We start from the raw sequence: 16,732 nt of genomic DNA on the forward strand, positions 1-16,732 counted from the left end.
AACTAAGACAAAGGCGGGGCAATCAGCAATAAAAAATCCCGATACTTTTAAGCCGGCCAAGCCGTTTGGCCTTTTGAGTCCATATACCGGAGAGCTACCATGGCACAAGTTATCAACTCCAACATTTCTTCATTAAACGCCCAAAGAAACCTGAGTACGTCGCAGGCTTCGCTGGCGACTTCGCTGCAACGTTTGTCTTCCGGCCTGCGCATCAACAGTGCCAAGGACGACGCGGCCGGCCTGGCGATCAGCGAGCGTTTCACCACGCAAATCCGGGGTAACGAACAAGCGCAACGTAACGCCAACGACGGTATCTCGCTGGCGCAAACGGCCGAAGGCGATTTGAACACGATCAGCAATAACCTGCAGCGGATGCGCGAACTGGCGGTGCAGGCAGCCAATGCCACCAACTCCGATTCCGACCGTGCGGCGATCAACGGCGAAGTGCAATCGCTGATTTCGGAAATCGACCGGGTCGCGGAAAACTCGTCTTTCAACGGCACCAAGTTGCTGGATGGTTCGTTTACCGCTAAAAACTTCCAGATCGGCGCCAACAATTCTTCCAGCGACGTGATTCAGATTTCGTCGATTTCCAGCGCCCGGACTTCGGATTTGGGCAGCGCGGGTTCGTCTTACAAAGCCACCAATACCGGCGGGGTAACGACTGCAGCTCTTGCCTCCGGCGATTTGACGTTGAACGGCCAGCAGGTTGGTGCCTCGAAAATCGGTGCGTTGCCCGGCCAAAGCGCAGCCAGTGCGTTTTCGATCGCCGAAGCAATCAACGCGATTTCCGGGCAATCCGGCGTAACCGCGACCGCCAATCCGAATACTGTTACAGGCACTGCGGCTACAGCGTTCACTGCAATTGCAGCCGATACTTTCAGCATCAACGGAATCAATGTAGGCGCTGTTGCGGCCGGCACAACAGCAGCCGGGCAAGGTGCCAACATAGCAGCGGCGATCAATAAGGTATCCACACAAACGGGCGTTACCGCTACCGCGAATACGACCACAGGGGCTTTGACCTTGACTGCCGCCGACGGCCGCGATATCAATATCGGATTGAACGGGGCGGCAGCCGATGCAACTACGGCAACAGCCAATAAAACAACGTTTTTGAGCCAGACCGGTTTGGCCTCTGCGAATGTAGGAACTCAAGGAAGCGAGACAACTACAACTGTTGCTGCGGGAACATTTACAGCAGCAACTTCTACTACGGCTACGGATGCCTTCAATCTTTCTATTGATGGTATAGCGGTATTGGATGACACGTCCGGTGTTGTTGGTGCTGGTGGTATTACAGCAAGTGCCTTACAGTCGGCTATAGATACTTTCGCAAGTGCCAATAGTGCTGCTTATACCGTAACAGGCACAGTTGCCGGAGGCGACCTGCAAATCTCCAAATTAGATGGTTCCGCGGTCGTGATTGCCAGTGCTTTCACCGATGGTTCTGGCGGGGCCGCAGCGGGTACTACTGGGGGAGGCACTTTTTCCGGAGCTGGTTTTGTCGGCACCACGACAGCGGGTACAGGAACTGGTGTATCAGCAGGCGTCAATGCCGCGAATCATGGTACCATCACCTTGTCCAGCACCAGCGCCGACGGCATTGTCCTCGGCGGTGCCGCGGCGGGCAATGCGGGCTTTACTGCGGGGACGACAACGGCTACTACCACCTCGTCCGTGAACAGCATAGCTTCTTTGAATGTGCTGACCGCCGCCAATGCTTCGAAAGCCCTGGACGCAATCGATGGGGCTCTGCAGACGATCAACACTTCGCGCGCCTCGCTCGGCTCTTACCAAAACCGTTTTGCTACCGTGGTGGACAGTCTGCAAACGCGGACCGAAAACTTGAGTGCATCGAAGAGCCGGATCACCGATGCCGACTTCGCGAAGGAAACCGCCAACCTGACCCGCGCGCAAATCCTGCAGCAGGCCGGTACTGCGATGTTGTCTCAGGCCAATCAGCTTCCTCAAGGCGTTTTGAGTCTTTTGAGATAATATAGTGCTATGCCATTGCCCGGCGGTGACGCCGGGCTTCCGTTTTTTCATGATCATGGAAAGAGGAGTTTGATGAGGAGGTTAACATGGACATTAGTACCAGCATGACTCAACAGCGCCCTCCTGCTCCGGCCGCAACGCCTGAGCCGGCGGTTCAGGCGAAAGTTCCGATCGACCCGGCTCTGCAAGTTGAGGCGGCAAAGGTAGAGGCACGTCTTGTGCCTGATGCCGTTTCCGGCGCCGAGAAAAATCAGGCAAAAGATCCGGAAAAGTTGGGTAAGGCCGTCAGTAAACTGAACGATTTTGTGCAGAATATCCAGAGGGATCTGCAATTCAGCCTTGACGAGGAAAGCGGCGAGATGATCGTTAAAGTCATCGATGCGAAAAGCCAACAAGTCATCCGGCAGATTCCGTCCGAAGAAGCATTGAGGTTGGCGCGCAGTCTAGCGGAGCAGAATGATAAGGGAAAATTGACGATATTCAGTTCCACGGCCTGATGAGTTCGGTATGATAGCCAAACGAAGAAAATCGTTTGCCCAGCGCATTGCGGCGCTGTTTTAAATAAGAGGTGACTCAACATGGCTGCAATTACTTCCGCCGGGGTAGGGTCCGGGCTGGATATCGAAGGCTTGGTGTCGAAGCTGGTGACTGCCGAAGGACAGCCGACGGTAAATCGGTTAAACAGTCAAGAAGCCACATTACAAGCGGATCTTTCGGCCTACGGTTCGCTGAAAGGCGCCTTGTCTTCGTTTCAGACCAGCGTACAGGCGCTTAAGGAGCCTTCCGCGTTCAAGGTGCGCACCGCCACTTCCAGCAATCCCGATTTATTCACCGTAACCGCCGGCAGCGCCGCCGTGGCCGGCAGCTTCTCGATCGTCGTCGACCAGCTGGCGCAGGCCGCGAAAGTGCGTTCCGGGGATTTCAGCGCCGAAACCGAGGTGGTAGGTGAAGGCAGTCTGACGATCGGTTTGGGATCTTCCAGCTTCAACATTGCCGTCGGCGCCGATATGACTTTGGCCGGCCTTCGCGATGCGATCAACTCTGCTACGGATAATCCGGGCCTCAAGGCGGCGATCATCAAAGTCGATACCGGTTCGCAATTGGTGCTGACTTCCGAAAAGGTCGGCGCCGCCAATACCGTCTCAATAACCGCAAATGATGTGAATGCGTCGGACGGCAAGGATTTAACCCGGCTGGCGGCCGCCAATCTGACCACTGTCCAGTCCGCCCAGGATGCCATCATTCACATCGACGGGCAGCAGGTGACTCGTGACAGCAACAGCTTTTCCGACGCGATTACCGGTGTTACCCTCTCATTGGTGAAAGCCGATCCGGCCACGACCGGCAAAGTCACCATCGCGATGGACAAAAGTTCCGTCACCTCCAAACTCAATGAGTTTATCAAGTCGTACAATTCGCTCGTCAAGACGATGAGCAATTTGTCCAGCTATAACGCCGCGACCCAAACCGGCGGGCCGTTGCTGGGCGACGCCACGTTGCGCGGCGTACAGAATCAGCTTCGCCAAGTGCTGTCGGGTGTCGTGCAAGGTGGGGGCAGTATCTCGGCTTTAGCCGATATCGGCATTGTCAGCGATAAAACCGGCAACTTGCAGCTGGATTCCGCCAAACTGGACAAAGCGATGACGGCCAATTTCGATGCCATCGCCAATTTATTTTCTTCCGAAAACGGCTTGGCCAAAAAATTCGACAGCACTTTAAAAGAGTATCTGGCTTCCGATGGCCCTTTGTCTTCGCGCCTCAACGGCGTCAACAAAAGCATTGCCGATATTACCGATCAACGTAAAGCCCTTGACGTGAGGCTGACCGCGCTGGAGTCCCGCTACCGCAAGCAGTTTACGGCGATGGATGCCTTGGTGGCGCAATTGCAGAGTACCGGGAGCTTCTTGACACAACAATTGGACAGTTTACCCGGCGTCGTGGCGTCGTAAGTACAGATGGATAAGACGCTTTTGCTGAGTTTTAGCAAAATCGGAATATCAGAAAATTAGCAATTTTTTTTCTTTTAGCCCTAAAGTTCCAGATAAAACTGCCGCTAAAGTTATCGGATAATTCTGATTTCAAAGCATAAAAAATACAGAGGAGAGTCAAATGAATGCTAGCCTGGCAATGAACCAATACAAAGAAGTGCGTGTTCAGTCCTCGGTGATGGATGCGACGCCGCACCGCCTTATCCAGATGCTGATGGAAGGGGTGCTCGAAAAAATCGCGCTGGCGAAAGGCAATATCCTTCGGAAAGAAATCGCTCAAAAAGGCGAGAACATCAGTAAAGCCATTACGATCGTCGGCGGATTGCAGGCCTCGTTGGATAAGGAAAAAGGCGGCGAGTTGGCGGAGAATCTGAATAGCCTGTATGACTATATGTCTCAACGGCTGTTGATGGCCAACATTCAGAGCAACGAAGCGATTCTCGATGAGGTTGCCGATTTGATGCTTGAAATTAAAGCCGGATGGGACGAGATCCCCGGTATTTTGAACGTTTAGGACCGGTTGGTTCTAAATGAACGACAGGATAGCCGATCTTCAGCAACTGGTTGAGCTGACCCGGGCAATGCTGGAAAAAGCCCAGGTTTCGCTTTGGGAGGAGGTGATCGCCTTAGAAGCGAATAGGCGCGAGCGGATTTCCGCCTTTTTTCTCACCCCTGTTGAGCCTGAATTGGTTTCTCCGGTTGCGGAAAGTATCCGAAATATTCTGGCGATGGATCATGAAATAGCGACGCTAGGACTGGCCGAAAAACAGGAGGCGAGCCTGGCTTTACGGCAGATGGAGCAGGGAAAGAAAGCAGTGAAGGCGTACAGTATTTAGCAGGTAGCCTTGATGAAGCTTCGCGGAACCGAGGGGGCTGCGAAGCTCGAACACCGCATGTTGTCCAGGCCGCAGAGTTTCCGCAGGCTTCAAGGTGTCTGCACTATGCAAACGTTAGGAATGAGGTTGAAAAATCCTATCCCGCGTGGGATTTCCTTGAGGACCCTATCAATTCAGTGCGTTAGGCGATTCGGCATAATCAACTCGACGCTGGGCAAGGAGGTGCTAAAGCGCCCCCGGTTCCGCGTAATCAGCCGGTAATTTGCTACTGCGGTGTGAGCCCCAATGAAAAAATCCGGCAGCCCATTGCTTTTGCCGCCGTGGCGCTTCTTGTACTGTAAAAAGGCTTTCCCCGCCAAAAACAGGGTCTCTTTCGGGATCGGCTGGATGACGAAGCCCAGATGTTCGAACAACGATTCCACTTCTTCGATGCGCTCGAATCCTATGGAGCACTCGGCGTAAATGATCGGGTTAATGACCAGGATATTGTTCTGGTCGAATTGCTCCAGGATTGCGACGCTCCATTCGAACCAGGCGCTTTCACAGGGTCGGACAGGTCTGTGACCATGCAGCTATCGATCAGGATAACGGCCATCAGCCGGCTCGCGTTAAGGCCATGATATCGCCGGTGTTCATCGTTAATTTTGCCGTTTTATGAGCGGTTCGGAACCGGCTGGCTTTTTGAGGCCGGCCTTTGACTTTGGCGATGTACCAGCGCCCGTTTTCGTCCTGCACGAATTCGATCTCGGTTTCGGCGGGAAGAATGCCCATGCTTTCCCGGACGTTTTGAGGAATGGTGACTTGGCCTTTGCTTGTAACGCGCATGATGATTACCAGGGGGAAAGTAATACTTTAACAGTAGTACTCTATAGCGGAAAAAGTAAATATAGAGAGAGGAAAAATATATATCCTCTCGCCGGAGGAGGCATATTGCCGTGGCCGCACGGTTTCCATAGGCTTCAAGGTATAGAAACGTTAGGGATGGGGTTTGCCAACCCCGTACTGCGTGAGAGTTCTTCTTTTTTGTAATCCTTCACCGGCTGTATGGCGTGTCTTTTTTACCCCTTTTCTTTTTTATCCGCTTGAAGGCTACGAGAAAGCGTGTGTTTCTGAGCCCTTCCTATCGCTTTCCCCTGCCAATGTCTATAATATTAGAATCAAAAAATTTATGCCGATCCGGCTGATCAGGTTCCTGCTGATTTTAATTTCTCTTTTCTAAACCGATGTTCTCAGGCTGTTACTTCGCCAATTTTTCGGCTTCATCGACATCGCAATGATGGGCTTGTTAACTTGACGTCATCGGTTCTGATCAAGGAAAAAACAAATTCACAGCTCTGGACCGTGGCAGTTGGCAACGGCAGGTGGTTCACGCATACAAAGGACTTCGATTATGGCAGAATCCGATCAAAAAGGTGATAACGGTAAAAAATCTACAATGAAACTGCTCGCCATTGTTCTGGTGGGAGTTTTATTAGCCGGTGGTATAGGCGCTGGCGTCTTCTATTATCTCCAACATAAGGACAATGGCGAAAAAACGGCGCATAACGATGAAGAGGAAGAGGAAGAGGAAGCTGAAAAGCTTTATTATGAGATGGCTAAACCCCTGACGGTGAATTTTCCCAGAGGCTCATCCATTCAGATGATCCAAATTTCGCTCGCTTTTCTGGTTGCCGGCAAAGAGGACGCCTTGGAAGTTTTGAAAAAGCATGAGCCAATGATTCGCAATAACTTATTAATGCTGATCAGTGCTCAAAAACCCGAAAACTTGAACATGCGTGAGGAGAAGGAAAAACTGCGCGCCGCCATGTTGAATGAGGTGACTTCTATTTTGAAAAAAATGGCAGGAAAGAGTCAGGTTAAGGAATTGTTTTTTACTGCCTTCGTCATGCAATAGATTATGAGTACGTCGGATTTACTTTCCCAGGAAGAGATCGAGGCTCTGCTCAATAGTGTTGAAGAGGGCGATTTTGAGCCTGAAACCGAAATTGAAAGCGTAGCAGAGAAAGTTCATACTCGAGATGTCGTCAAGGCCTATGACTTCAACACCCAGGAAAGGGTGGTCCAGCGGCGCCATATACGCACGCTGGAGATGATTAACGACCGTTTCTCCAACTCTTTCCGTACATCGCTGTTTAAATTGTTGCACCGTTCTCCGGAAATTTTCGTATCGGGGATTCAGTTTCAGAAGTTTTCCGATTTTATGGACCGATTGCGCACTCCGACCAACTTGAATATTGTTCGGATTTCCCCGCTTCGGGGACGGGCATTGATCGTGATGGACCCCTACTTCGTGTTTACCGTGGTCGATAATTTCTTTGGCGGCAACGGTCAGTACGATCACAATTCTCAAGGCCGCGAATTTACCCGGACCGAAATGAGGGTAATCCAGAAGATACTGGACATGATTTTCAAAGACCTGAAAGATGCCTGGGAGCCGGTGCTGGCGATCAATTTCGAATATTTAAGTTCGGAAGTCAATCCGAATTATGCGGCGATTGTCGGAGTGGACGATTATGTGATGATCACCACTGTCAACATTGCATTGGAGGGAGGCGGCGGCGATATCAACATTTTGATGCCCTATGCGATGATCGAACCGATTAAGGGATTGTTGGAGACGGTGGGGGAGGACAGTGCGGAATCCGATACACAATGGCGGGCGGCTTTGAGAAAAGAAGTGATGGAGGCTAAATTGAAAGTGAATACCCAGTTGGTCGAGAAGAACCTGTCCATCAGCGATATTTTGCGGTTGAAGAAAGGCGATATCATCCCGATCGACATGCCGAAAACCCTGTCCTTAAAGGCCGAAGGCGTGTCTGTCTTTACGTGCAGACCTTGCACCTCGGAAGGTCATTATGCCGTGCAGATTATTGATAAGGTAGTGAGAACCGAGTCCGTGTAAGTGATTCGGGTAGTGTTAACAATTCAAATGGTTATACAAACAATATGAATAAAGATCCCCTTGAATCGGGTGAAGTTAAAGTTAATGAATTCGAAGAAGCGGGAACTCTTCACAATGAATACGAGAAACCGTTAAGCGCCTCATCGGAAGAACTCAATCTCGACGTCATTCTGGATGTCCCTGTTACCCTTTCCATGGAATTTGGCCGGACCCAGATCAGCATCAGAAATTTGTTGAAATTGAATCAGGGGTCGATTGTCGAACTCGACCGTCTCGCGGGCGAACCGCTCGATATCCTGGTTAACGGCACCTTGGTTGCGCATGGCGAAGTGGTTGTCGTCAATGAAAAATTCGGTATTCGCCTGACCGACATTATCAGTCTGTCTGAACGCGTCAAAAGACTGGCCTGATGTCGATAAAACCTATCTTTTGCGTTTTTTTATTTCTATGTTCACCCGTGAGTTTTGCCTTGCCGAAGGATGTTTCAAAACCGCCCTTTCGAAGCGTGGCTTCCGCTGACCTGGTCCATTGGACTCTAGGGCTCCTGGTTGTACTGGGGATTTTTTTTCTTTGCATTTGGGTTATCGGCAAATTCAGCCGAATGACTGCGGCCGGTGCAGAGAGGATGCGAGTGATCGGCGGACTCTCCCTGGGCATGCGGGAAAAAGTCATCCTGTTGCAGGTAGGTAAAAAACAACTGGTTCTAGGTGTTACGCCCGGCCGGATTCAGACCTTGCATGTGCTGGAGGGAGATGACTGTTTGGCCGGAGAGGACGCCGCCAAAAGTTCCGTCAAGGGCGTATTTGCTCAAAAACTCATGCAAGCGATTAAATCCCGTTCCGATGCGTAGCTCCCTCGTGTTGACTGTTTTGCTCATGGCCGCCGGTTGTCTATGGACTGAGGCGCCTGTGTTCGCAGCCGGAATCGAGGCCGTTACCGTAACCACCGGCAAACAGGGCAGCCAGACCTATAGCGTCACGATCCAGATTCTGGCGTTAATGACCTTGCTGACCGTGTTGCCGGCGTTGCTGCTGACGATGACCGCGTTTACCCGGATCGTGATTGTACTGAGTTTACTGCGGCAGGCTCTAGGCACGGGACAGGCGCCAAGCAATCAGGTGTTATTGGGCTTGTCTTTGTTTTTGACGATTTTCATCATGATGCCGGTACTTGAGAAAGTCAATACGGAGGCGGTGCAGCCTTACCTCGAAGAAAAAATCGATGCGGCTACGGCAATTACCAAAGCTTCGGAGCCGTTCCGCCAGTTTATGCTGAAGCAAACCCGCGAAACCGATCTGGAGATGTTTATCAGGATCTCCGGACATGGCGACCTGAATTCCGTCGAAGAGGTTCCTTTTTCATTATTGCTTTCCGCTTATGTCACGAGCGAGTTGAAAACGGCTTTTCAAATAGGATTTCTGATTTTCCTGCCGTTTCTGATCATCGATCTTGTCGTTGCGAGTGTGCTGATGACGATGGGGATGATGATGCTGTCCCCGATGATCGTTTCATTGCCGTTCAAAATCATGTTGTTCGTGCTGGCCGATGGCTGGTCCTTAATTATGGAGATGTTGGCGGCGAGTTTTTACGTCAACTGAAATCAAAGTCAAAATTATGACGCCGAATACCATTTATGATATCAGTCAGGATGCGATGATCGTTGCAATCAAGCTAACGGCCCCCGTTTTACTGCCCTCTTTAGGGGTTGGTTTGATTATTGCTATGTTTCAGGCTGCGACCCAAATCAATGAAGCAACGCTGACCTTCGTCCCTAAATTAATTATCATTGGGCTCGTACTGCTGATTGCCGGACCCTGGATGCTGCAATTGTTTCTCGATTATTTTCAAGGCTTGATAAAGACGATTCCGCAATTGATTGGATAAACCGTGGATTTTACCGAAGCCCAAATTTTGAATCAGGTTGCTTCATTTTTTTTGCCCATGATCCGTATCGGCGCGATGTTTACGGCTGTTCCTTTGTTCAGTTTTCAGGCCGTACCGGCCCGGGCGCGGTTGATTCTTACGGCGGCGATGACGTTTGTCGTCATGCCGTTATTGCCTCGGGTTCCTGCTGTCGACATGCTGAGTTATGAAGGCATGCTGATTATCGCCCAACAAGTCGCTATCGGCCTGGTAATCGGTTTTATTGTGCAGATGGTATTTTCTGCGCTTTCATTTGCGGGGCAAAGTGTCGCGTTGAGTATGGGGCTGGGATTCGCTTCCTTGGTAGACCCCCAAAATGGTCAGCCGGCGCCGCTGATCTCCCAGCTTTATACGATGACCGGGACTTTGGTATTTCTCAGCCTGGATGGCCATTTGCTGTTGATCAAAATGTTGCTGGACAGTTTTACCAGTTTGCCGATTGGACCTGACGGTCTTGCCAAGGCCGACCTTTGGGCGATCATTGCCTGGAGCAGCCGCATGTTTGCAGGGGGCGTATTATTGGCGATGCCTCTCATTGTCAGCTTGCTGCTGGTCAATATCGGTTTCGGGGTGGCGACGCGCGCCGCTCCGCAACTGAATATTTTTTCAGTGGGGTTTCCGGTAACGCTGATGTTGGGGCTGGCGTTGATCTGGCTGACTTTTCCCAATGTATTAGGGCAACTTTCCGGTCTTTTGACCGACGCCTATGAGCTGATCGAGCAGATGTTGCGGCTGTGAGATTTATTGTCAGTGAAGATTGTGCGTCATGGCTGAAGATTCAGATCAGGAAAAAACCGAAGAACCCACCAGTAAGCGTCTTGAAGACGCCCGAAAACAAGGTCAGATCGCCCGTTCCCGCGAACTGAACACCTTCGCCATGCTGATAACCAGCGCCATTCTCCTGCTGATGACGGGAGAGCAAATGGGCAATGGATTGCTGAACATCATGCGGGAGCAGTTTCAACTCAAACGGGAAGCCATTTTCGATCCCTTAAGTTCCGTCATTCAGTTCAAGCAGGCCATGCTTGACGGTTTGTTGTTGATCGCTCCTTTTATTGCGGTGATGGTCGTCGTCGCCGTGATCTCTCCTTTGGCGCTGGGCGGATGGATTTTCAGTTGGGAATCGATTGCGCCCAAGCTGGAAAAGCTCGATCCGATCAAAGGCCTTGCCAGAATGTTTTCCCTGAGGGGATTGATTGAACTGCTCAAAGCCCTGTTGAAATTCCTATTGATCTTGGCTGTCGCTTTTTTATTGTATCGGCATTTCATCGGCGAACTGATCGGGTTGGGCGTGGAACCGGTCAATCAGTCCATCCTCCATGCGCTGCATATTGTGGCGATCTGCTTTCTCGTTCTCAGCGCTTCGTTGATCGTGGTGGTGATGATTGACGTGCCCTATCAGTTATGGGACCACAACCGCAAACTGAAAATGACGTTGCAGGAAATCAAGGATGAAATGAAGGAAACCGAAGGAAAGCCGGAAGTGAAGGGACGGCAGCGACGGATTCAGATGGAAATGGCGCAGAATCGGATGATGGCGGAAGTACCGAAAGCCGACGTGGTGGTTACCAACCCGACCCATTACGCCGTTGCTTTGAAGTATGACATGAATTCCAAGGGGGCGCCTATACTGGTAGCGAAAGGTACCGATTTAATGGCCGCCCAGATTCGCTCACTGGCGGTCGGCGCCAGCGTGCCCCTGGTCTCGGCTCCGCCTCTGGCAAGAGCGCTGTATTATTCGACCGACATCGACCGGGAGATACCGCAAGGACTTTATGTGGCGGTGGCACAGGTGCTGGCTTATGTTTATCAATTAAAAATGGCCAGGGAAAATCACTGGGACGAGCCCAGTCCTCCCGTCAATATTCAAGTCCCTGACGAGTTCAAACAAGATAGATAAGTATGGAATTAAGTAAAATTACTTCGGCCGTCAAATTTTTAGGCAAGGCGGAGCTGGGGGCGCCGATCGTCATCATGATGATCCTGGCGATGATCATGTTGCCGTTGCCGGCGTTTTTGCTGGATTTGCTGTTCACCTTCAACATCGCCTTCTCGTTGATCATTCTGCTGGTCGTCGTCTATACCCTCAAGCCGCTGGAGTTTGCGGCTTTCCCGACGGTGATTCTGTTGGCGACATTATTGCGCCTGGCGTTGAACGTGGCTTCGACCCGGATTGTATTACTGGAGGGACATAACGGCGGAGATGCGGCCGGTAAGGTGATCGAGGCCTTCGGCGCCTTCGTGATCGGCGGCAACTTTGCCGTAGGCCTCGTCGTTTTTTCCATTCTGGTCGTGATCAATTTCGTCGTCGTGACTAAAGGTGCAGGACGGGTCGCGGAAGTCGGCGCACGGTTTACGCTGGATGCGATGCCGGGCAAACAGATGGCGATCGATGCGGACCTGAATGCCGGTTTGATTACTCAGGATGAAGCGCGTGCCCGCCGGGCCGAGGTTGCGACTGAAGCCGACTTTTACGGTTCGATGGACGGTGCCAGCAAATTCGTTCGCGGCGATGCGGTGGCGGGCATCCTCATTTTATTCATCAACATGATCGGCGGTATGGCGATCGGCGTCGGTCAGCACGGCATGAGCTTTGCCGATGCCGGGAAAATCTATACCTTATTGACCATCGGCGACGGCTTGGTCGCCCAGATTCCTTCCTTGCTGCTCTCAACCGCTTCTGCGATCGTGGTGACCAAAGTCGGCAGCACCAGCCAGAATCTCGGCCAGCAAGTCAGCACGCAGCTTTTCGAAAATCCGAAAGCCTTGCTGATTACAGCAGGGGTCATCGCGGCGCTGGGCATCATTCCGGGCATGCCGAATCTTGTTTTTATTTTGCTGGCTTCGCTGCTGGCGGGTTCCGCTTATTTGATCGATAAACGGCGCAAGCAGGGCGAGATGGTGGATGAAAATTATCCGGTGGATATGTCGGCTCCCATTGTGCCCGAAGTGAAGGAATTGGGTTGGGATGATGTCATGCCGATCGATGTTGTAGGGCTGGAGGTCGGTTATCGGCTCATCCCCTTGGTCGATAAGAATCAGGGCGGGCAGTTGATGGCGCGAATCAAGGGCGTACGAAAAAAACTCTCGCAGGAGCTCGGCTTTTTGGTTCCGTCCGTTCATATACGCGATAATCTGGATTTAAATCCTACCGAGTACAGGATTTCATTGATGGGCGTTACGGTGGGGGAGGCCGAAATCATGCCTGAATTGGAAATGGCGATCAATCCGGGGCGCGTATTCGGAACATTGGAAGGCAAAGCCTGCCGCGATCCTTCTTTTGGACTGGAAGCGGTCTGGATAGAGCCGGCCCAGAAAAATTATGCACAAACATTGGGTTATACTGTTGTGGACCCCAGCACCGTGGTTGCTACGCATCTAAGCTATCTGCTTCAGGTTCATGCCCATAAATTGTTCGGCTACGAGGAAGCGCAGAAAGTCCTTGAAAACCTGGCGAAGACGGCGCCGAAGCTGGTCGATGATCTGGTGCCGAAAATTCTGCCTTTGGGGTTGGTTGTCAAGGTCCTGCAAAATTTGCTTCAGGAGCGCGTGCCCATCCGCGATATGCGCACGATTGCCGAAACTTTGGCGGAATACGGGGTCAAGAGTCAAGATCCCGACATCTTGACGTCAGCGGTTCGCGCTTCGTTAGGTCGATTGATCATCCATGAGATCAATGGGATACAGCAGGAATTGTCGGTCATGACCCTGGAGTACGATTTGGAACAGTTATTGCATAAATCTTTGCAAACCGCAGGCGAACACGGTGCCGGCATCGAACCGGGTTTGGCGGAAAAAATGCACAGGTCGTTACAGGAAAATACGCAAAAAATGGAAATGGAAGGGCAAGCTCCAGTCTTGCTGGTCTCTTCCTACGTGCGTCCCTGGCTGGCCAGATTCGTCCGCCATTCGATTTCCGGCCTGCACGTTCTGGCTTATAACGAAATACCGCCGGACCGGCAAATCAAAGTGGTTTCAACCATAGGGCGATGGACATGAGAAATGAGGCAACGCTATGAAAATAAAACGTTTTTTTGCGCCGGATATACGCCAGGCGATGCGTATGGTCAAAGAAGAATTGGGTGCGGACGCAGTGATCATGTCGAACAAATCCGTTGACGGCGGCATTGAAATTGTTGCGGCCCGTGATTTTGACGAACAATTGATTCAAAGCAAGCTGGTGGAGCAATCCGGCGAGCCGTTACCGACGGCATCGAATAGAGCGGCTCCTCCTCGTCAAGCGCCGGGTTTGCAGGCCGAAATGAATCGTTCCGAGAGCTTGAGTAACGATGAAAAAAGAAGCCGCGGAGGCATGATGCCGAATCACATTCCGCGGGCCGCGGCTGATCAGTTTGTCGGCTATGCTGAAAAAATGCAGTTCCGCAGTCAAGAAAACGCGTTGCCGGTAAAAGAAACTAAACCGGCTCCGGCTGCTGTCGTTCGTCCTTTTGAAAAAGAAAATCCGGTCGAAAAAGCCAAGACGGCGGAAACGAAGCACCCCACCACTCTCTCGGATAAACTGCTGCTGGAAATGTGCAGGGATCTTAAGTCCTTGAAAGCCGCTTTCGACAACAAAATGGTAGACACAGGCGTTGCAAATCTTGCACAAGCTAATCCGATCCGGGCTCATCTGTTACAGCAATTGGCCAAGATGGGCATTTCCAAAAAAACGAGCATGAACGTCGCCAATCAACTGAACAGTTATGCCAATATCGATTTGGCTTTTGCAGAAGCTCAGGAATTGATGGCGGAAATGCTGCCCATCGCCCAAGACAACCTATTGGACATAGGCGGAGTCGTGGCGCTGATTGGCCCTACCGGTGTCGGCAAAACAACGACCATCGCCAAGTTGGCCGCCAAATTCATTCTGAAGCATGGCCCGTCGCAGGTCGCCCTGATCACTACCGATAATTATCGAATCGGCGCTCACGAGCAGATCAATACATACGGCCGTATTCTCGGTGTGCCGGTTCGGGTGGCGTCCAACAGCGAGGAATTACGGAACCTTATCCTCGGCCTGGCCGATAAGCGCCTGATTCTGATCGATACGGCCGGCATGAGCCAGCGGGATATGAAGCTGGTAGAGCAGATCAATATGCTGCGGCAAAGCGTTTTCTCGATTAAAGCTTATCTCGTGATGTCGGCCGCATCCGAATACAGGGTTATGAATGAAATCATTAATGCCTTCCGGTTTTTTGAGCCGCAGGCCTGTATCCTGACTAAGCTCGACGAGGCCGTTACCGCCGGTCCGGGGCTTTCCGCGCTGATAGAGCAAAATCTGCCGGTATCGTTTATCACGAATGGACAGCGCGTTCCCGAAGATATGTTTGTCCCTGTGGCCAGAGCGCTTATCGGCCAATGTGCAGCCGAATCGAAAGCGGATAACAGCCTCGGCGATTTTGAAAATTACGAAATGTTTGTGGCATAAAATCATGCAGCAGCATCATGATCAAGCTCAAGGGATTAGAAATATGAAAAGCGTTAAGCCAGTCAAGGTCATTGCGGTCGCCAGCGGAAAGGGAGGGGTAGGTAAAACCAATGTGTCGGTGAATGTTGCGGTTGCTCTTGCTAAAAAAGGCCGCCGCGTTGCCTTGCTCGACGCCGATATGGGACTGGCCAACGTCGATATTTTGCTGGGCATTTACCCGAAATTCAATCTGGCTCATGTTCTGTCCGGAGAGAAATCTATGAATGAGATCATGGTGGAAGGTCCGTTGGGCTTGAAGGTCATCCCGGGATCTTCCGGTATTCAGAAGATGTCGGAGCTTACCACCATGGAACAGGCCGCGCTGATCCGGGCGTTCAGCGAAATCGATCAGGAGATAGATGTTCTGATCGTGGATACCGCGGCCGGAATTTCAGCGAGCGTGGTAAACTTTGTGCGCGCCTGCCAGGAGGTCATGGTGGTGATTTGCGATGAACCTACCTCTCTAACCGATGCCTATGCATTTATCAAGCTGCTGAATAGAGACTATACAGTCAGTGATTTTAATGTCATCGCCAACATGGTCCAAACCGCGGAGCAAGGCAGAAAGTTATTTCAAAAATTATGTAAAGTTACCGACGCCTACCTGGACGTTAACCTGCAGTTTATCGGCAGCATACCCTACGACTTGAGCTTGCGTAAATCGGTCCAGCAGCAAAGCCCCGTTGTATTGGAATACCCCAAGAGCGACATCTCCCTGGCAATCACGGAGATCGCCGAAAAAATCGATTCCTTGCCGGTAAAATATCAGGCAGGCGGCTATCTCGAATTTTTCATTGAACGAATGGTTCAATACAGTTCCCATGAGGATTATGTATGAGCGGAGTAGCGATGTACAGTGCGGTTCAGACCGGCGGCATTGATCAGCACGTCATGCAATATGCGCCGCTCGTCAGGCGAATCGCCCAGCACTTGTTGAACCGATTGACCGATGCTGTGCAGCTTGATGATCTGGTTCAGGCCGGGATGCTGGGATTGTTGGACGCCATCAAAAACTACGACATCGGCCAAGGCGCCAGTTTTGAAACCTATGCCGGGATACGTATTCGCGGAGCGATGCTGGATGAGGTGAGGCGTTCCGACTGGACGCCGCGTTCGGTGCATAAAAAATGGCGACTGGTGACAGACGCTATTCGTATGATTGAAAATAAGACGGGACAGGAAGCAAGGGCGGAGGATATTGCCGAATTTTTAGGGATCTCTCTCGAAGAATATCATCGCATACTTGAAGATTCCAGTAGCTGCCGCATTTTCAGTATCGAAGAATTGTCAGAGTCCGGCGATCATTATCTTGACGAAGCGGCGAATTTTGCCGAGGCACCCTTTGAGGATGTGAGCCGGGAGGGGCTGCAAAAGGCCCTGGCTGAAGCAATCTCGGGACTTCCAGAGCGTGAACGGCTCGTGTTGTCGCTCTATTATGGCGAAGAGCTGAATCTGCGCGAGATTGGGGAGGTGTTAAATGTCAGCGAATCGAGGGTGAGCCAGATCAGTTCGCAAGCGGTGTTGAGATTGCGTTCCAGAATGAAAGGCTGGTTGGAACAGAGTAGGTAAAATTTTTTTGCGTTATAATGTTTTGTCCCGGTGTCTTCCTGTCGGCTTT

19 protein-coding genes are annotated in these 16,732 nt (G+C 51.4%); 17 read left to right on the forward strand and 2 right to left on the reverse strand.

Translation table 11 applies throughout. The features are described from left to right. Positions 1-99: 99 nt before the first annotated feature. The 5 genes from JJL52_RS21440 to JJL52_RS15700 all read left to right on the forward strand — a co-directional run bounded on the left by JJL52_RS21440 (position 100) and on the right by JJL52_RS15700 (position 4,822). The gene (locus JJL52_RS21440) at positions 100-1,998 is read left to right on the forward strand and encodes a flagellin N-terminal helical domain-containing protein (protein ID WP_236994296.1); all 1,899 of its coding nucleotides are present in this window, start codon (positions 100-102) and stop codon (positions 1,996-1,998) included. 86 nt (positions 1,999-2,084) lie between these two features. Continuing rightward, positions 2,085-2,495, forward strand: coding sequence for a flagellar protein FlaG (locus tag JJL52_RS15685; protein ID WP_202053426.1), 411 nt, complete (start codon positions 2,085-2,087; stop codon positions 2,493-2,495). An 81-nt stretch (positions 2,496-2,576) separates the two neighbouring features. After that, entirely contained in the window at positions 2,577-3,947 is a 1,371-nt protein-coding gene (gene fliD / locus JJL52_RS15690; protein WP_202053427.1) for a flagellar filament capping protein FliD, read from the forward strand. Positions 3,948-4,107: 160 nt separating this feature from the next. Then, complete coding sequence (gene fliS / locus JJL52_RS15695; RefSeq protein ID WP_202053428.1) at positions 4,108-4,500, forward strand: flagellar export chaperone FliS; 393 nt, start codon at positions 4,108-4,110, stop codon at positions 4,498-4,500. Positions 4,501-4,516: 16 nt separating this feature from the next. Then, the gene (locus JJL52_RS15700) at positions 4,517-4,822 is read left to right on the forward strand and encodes a flagellar protein FliT (RefSeq protein ID WP_202053429.1); all 306 of its coding nucleotides are present in this window, start codon (positions 4,517-4,519) and stop codon (positions 4,820-4,822) included. A gap of 173 nt (positions 4,823-4,995) precedes the next feature. Here JJL52_RS15700 and JJL52_RS21675 read toward each other — a convergent pair whose 3' ends face one another. Together JJL52_RS21675 and JJL52_RS15710 are read right to left on the reverse strand one after the other, a co-directional pair. Then, complete coding sequence (locus JJL52_RS21675) at positions 4,996-5,394, reverse strand: type II toxin-antitoxin system VapC family toxin (protein WP_336885084.1); 399 nt, start codon at positions 5,392-5,394, stop codon at positions 4,996-4,998. A 22-nt stretch (positions 5,395-5,416) separates the two neighbouring features. Next, positions 5,417-5,647, reverse strand: a complete 231-nt coding sequence (locus tag JJL52_RS15710) for an AbrB/MazE/SpoVT family DNA-binding domain-containing protein (RefSeq protein ID WP_202053430.1) — start codon at positions 5,645-5,647, stop codon at positions 5,417-5,419. Positions 5,648-6,212: 565 nt separating this feature from the next. On the opposite strand from JJL52_RS15710, the gene JJL52_RS15715 reads away from it, so the two are divergent. From JJL52_RS15715 to JJL52_RS15770, 12 genes are read left to right on the forward strand one after another with little or no spacing between them, the layout of a single operon-like run. After that, positions 6,213-6,716: a flagellar basal body-associated FliL family protein gene (locus tag JJL52_RS15715; protein WP_202053431.1), complete on the forward strand. Its 504-nt coding sequence runs from the start codon at positions 6,213-6,215 to the stop codon at positions 6,714-6,716. Between the two features lie 3 nt (positions 6,717-6,719). After that, on the forward strand, positions 6,720-7,724 hold the full coding sequence (fliM, locus tag JJL52_RS15720; RefSeq protein ID WP_202053432.1) for a flagellar motor switch protein FliM: 1,005 nt from the start codon (positions 6,720-6,722) through the stop codon (positions 7,722-7,724). Positions 7,725-7,768: 44 nt separating this feature from the next. Further along, positions 7,769-8,134 carry a flagellar motor switch protein FliN gene (fliN, locus tag JJL52_RS15725; RefSeq protein WP_202053433.1) on the forward strand — a complete coding sequence of 122 codons (366 nt, stop codon included), beginning with the start codon at positions 7,769-7,771 and terminating at the stop codon, positions 8,132-8,134. Beyond that, positions 8,134-8,574, forward strand: a complete 441-nt coding sequence (gene fliO / locus JJL52_RS15730) for a flagellar biosynthetic protein FliO (protein WP_202053434.1) — start codon at positions 8,134-8,136, stop codon at positions 8,572-8,574. The genes fliN and fliO overlap by 1 nt, the downstream gene beginning before the upstream one ends. A gap of 25 nt (positions 8,575-8,599) precedes the next feature. Continuing rightward, complete coding sequence (gene fliP / locus JJL52_RS15735) at positions 8,600-9,322, forward strand: flagellar type III secretion system pore protein FliP (RefSeq protein WP_436231529.1); 723 nt, start codon at positions 8,600-8,602, stop codon at positions 9,320-9,322. A gap of 16 nt (positions 9,323-9,338) precedes the next feature. After that, positions 9,339-9,608, forward strand: coding sequence for a flagellar biosynthesis protein FliQ (fliQ, locus tag JJL52_RS15740; protein ID WP_202053436.1), 270 nt, complete (start codon positions 9,339-9,341; stop codon positions 9,606-9,608). Between the two features lie 3 nt (positions 9,609-9,611). Further along, positions 9,612-10,385 (forward strand): flagellar biosynthetic protein FliR, encoded by a 774-nt coding sequence (fliR, locus tag JJL52_RS15745; protein ID WP_202053437.1) that lies wholly within the window; start codon positions 9,612-9,614, stop codon positions 10,383-10,385. Between the two features lie 28 nt (positions 10,386-10,413). Continuing rightward, positions 10,414-11,547: a flagellar biosynthesis protein FlhB gene (gene flhB, locus JJL52_RS15750; RefSeq protein ID WP_202053438.1), complete on the forward strand. Its 1,134-nt coding sequence runs from the start codon at positions 10,414-10,416 to the stop codon at positions 11,545-11,547. Between the two features lie 2 nt (positions 11,548-11,549). After that, complete coding sequence (gene flhA / locus JJL52_RS15755; protein ID WP_202053439.1) at positions 11,550-13,646, forward strand: flagellar biosynthesis protein FlhA; 2,097 nt, start codon at positions 11,550-11,552, stop codon at positions 13,644-13,646. 16 nt (positions 13,647-13,662) lie between these two features. After that, the gene (gene flhF, locus JJL52_RS15760; RefSeq protein ID WP_202053440.1) at positions 13,663-15,075 is read left to right on the forward strand and encodes a flagellar biosynthesis GTPase FlhF; all 1,413 of its coding nucleotides are present in this window, start codon (positions 13,663-13,665) and stop codon (positions 15,073-15,075) included. Between the two features lie 4 nt (positions 15,076-15,079). Then, positions 15,080-15,952 (forward strand): MinD/ParA family protein, encoded by an 873-nt coding sequence (locus tag JJL52_RS15765; RefSeq protein WP_272901748.1) that lies wholly within the window; start codon positions 15,080-15,082, stop codon positions 15,950-15,952. Then, positions 15,949-16,683, forward strand: a complete 735-nt coding sequence (locus JJL52_RS15770; protein WP_202053441.1) for an RNA polymerase sigma factor FliA — start codon at positions 15,949-15,951, stop codon at positions 16,681-16,683. Before JJL52_RS15765 ends, JJL52_RS15770 begins: the two co-directional genes overlap by 4 nt. Positions 16,684-16,732 lie beyond the last annotated feature (49 nt).

The organism is Candidatus Methylomicrobium oryzae (genome assembly GCF_016745425.1).
Lineage (GTDB): Bacteria > Pseudomonadota > Gammaproteobacteria > Methylococcales > Methylomonadaceae > Methylomicrobium > Methylomicrobium oryzae.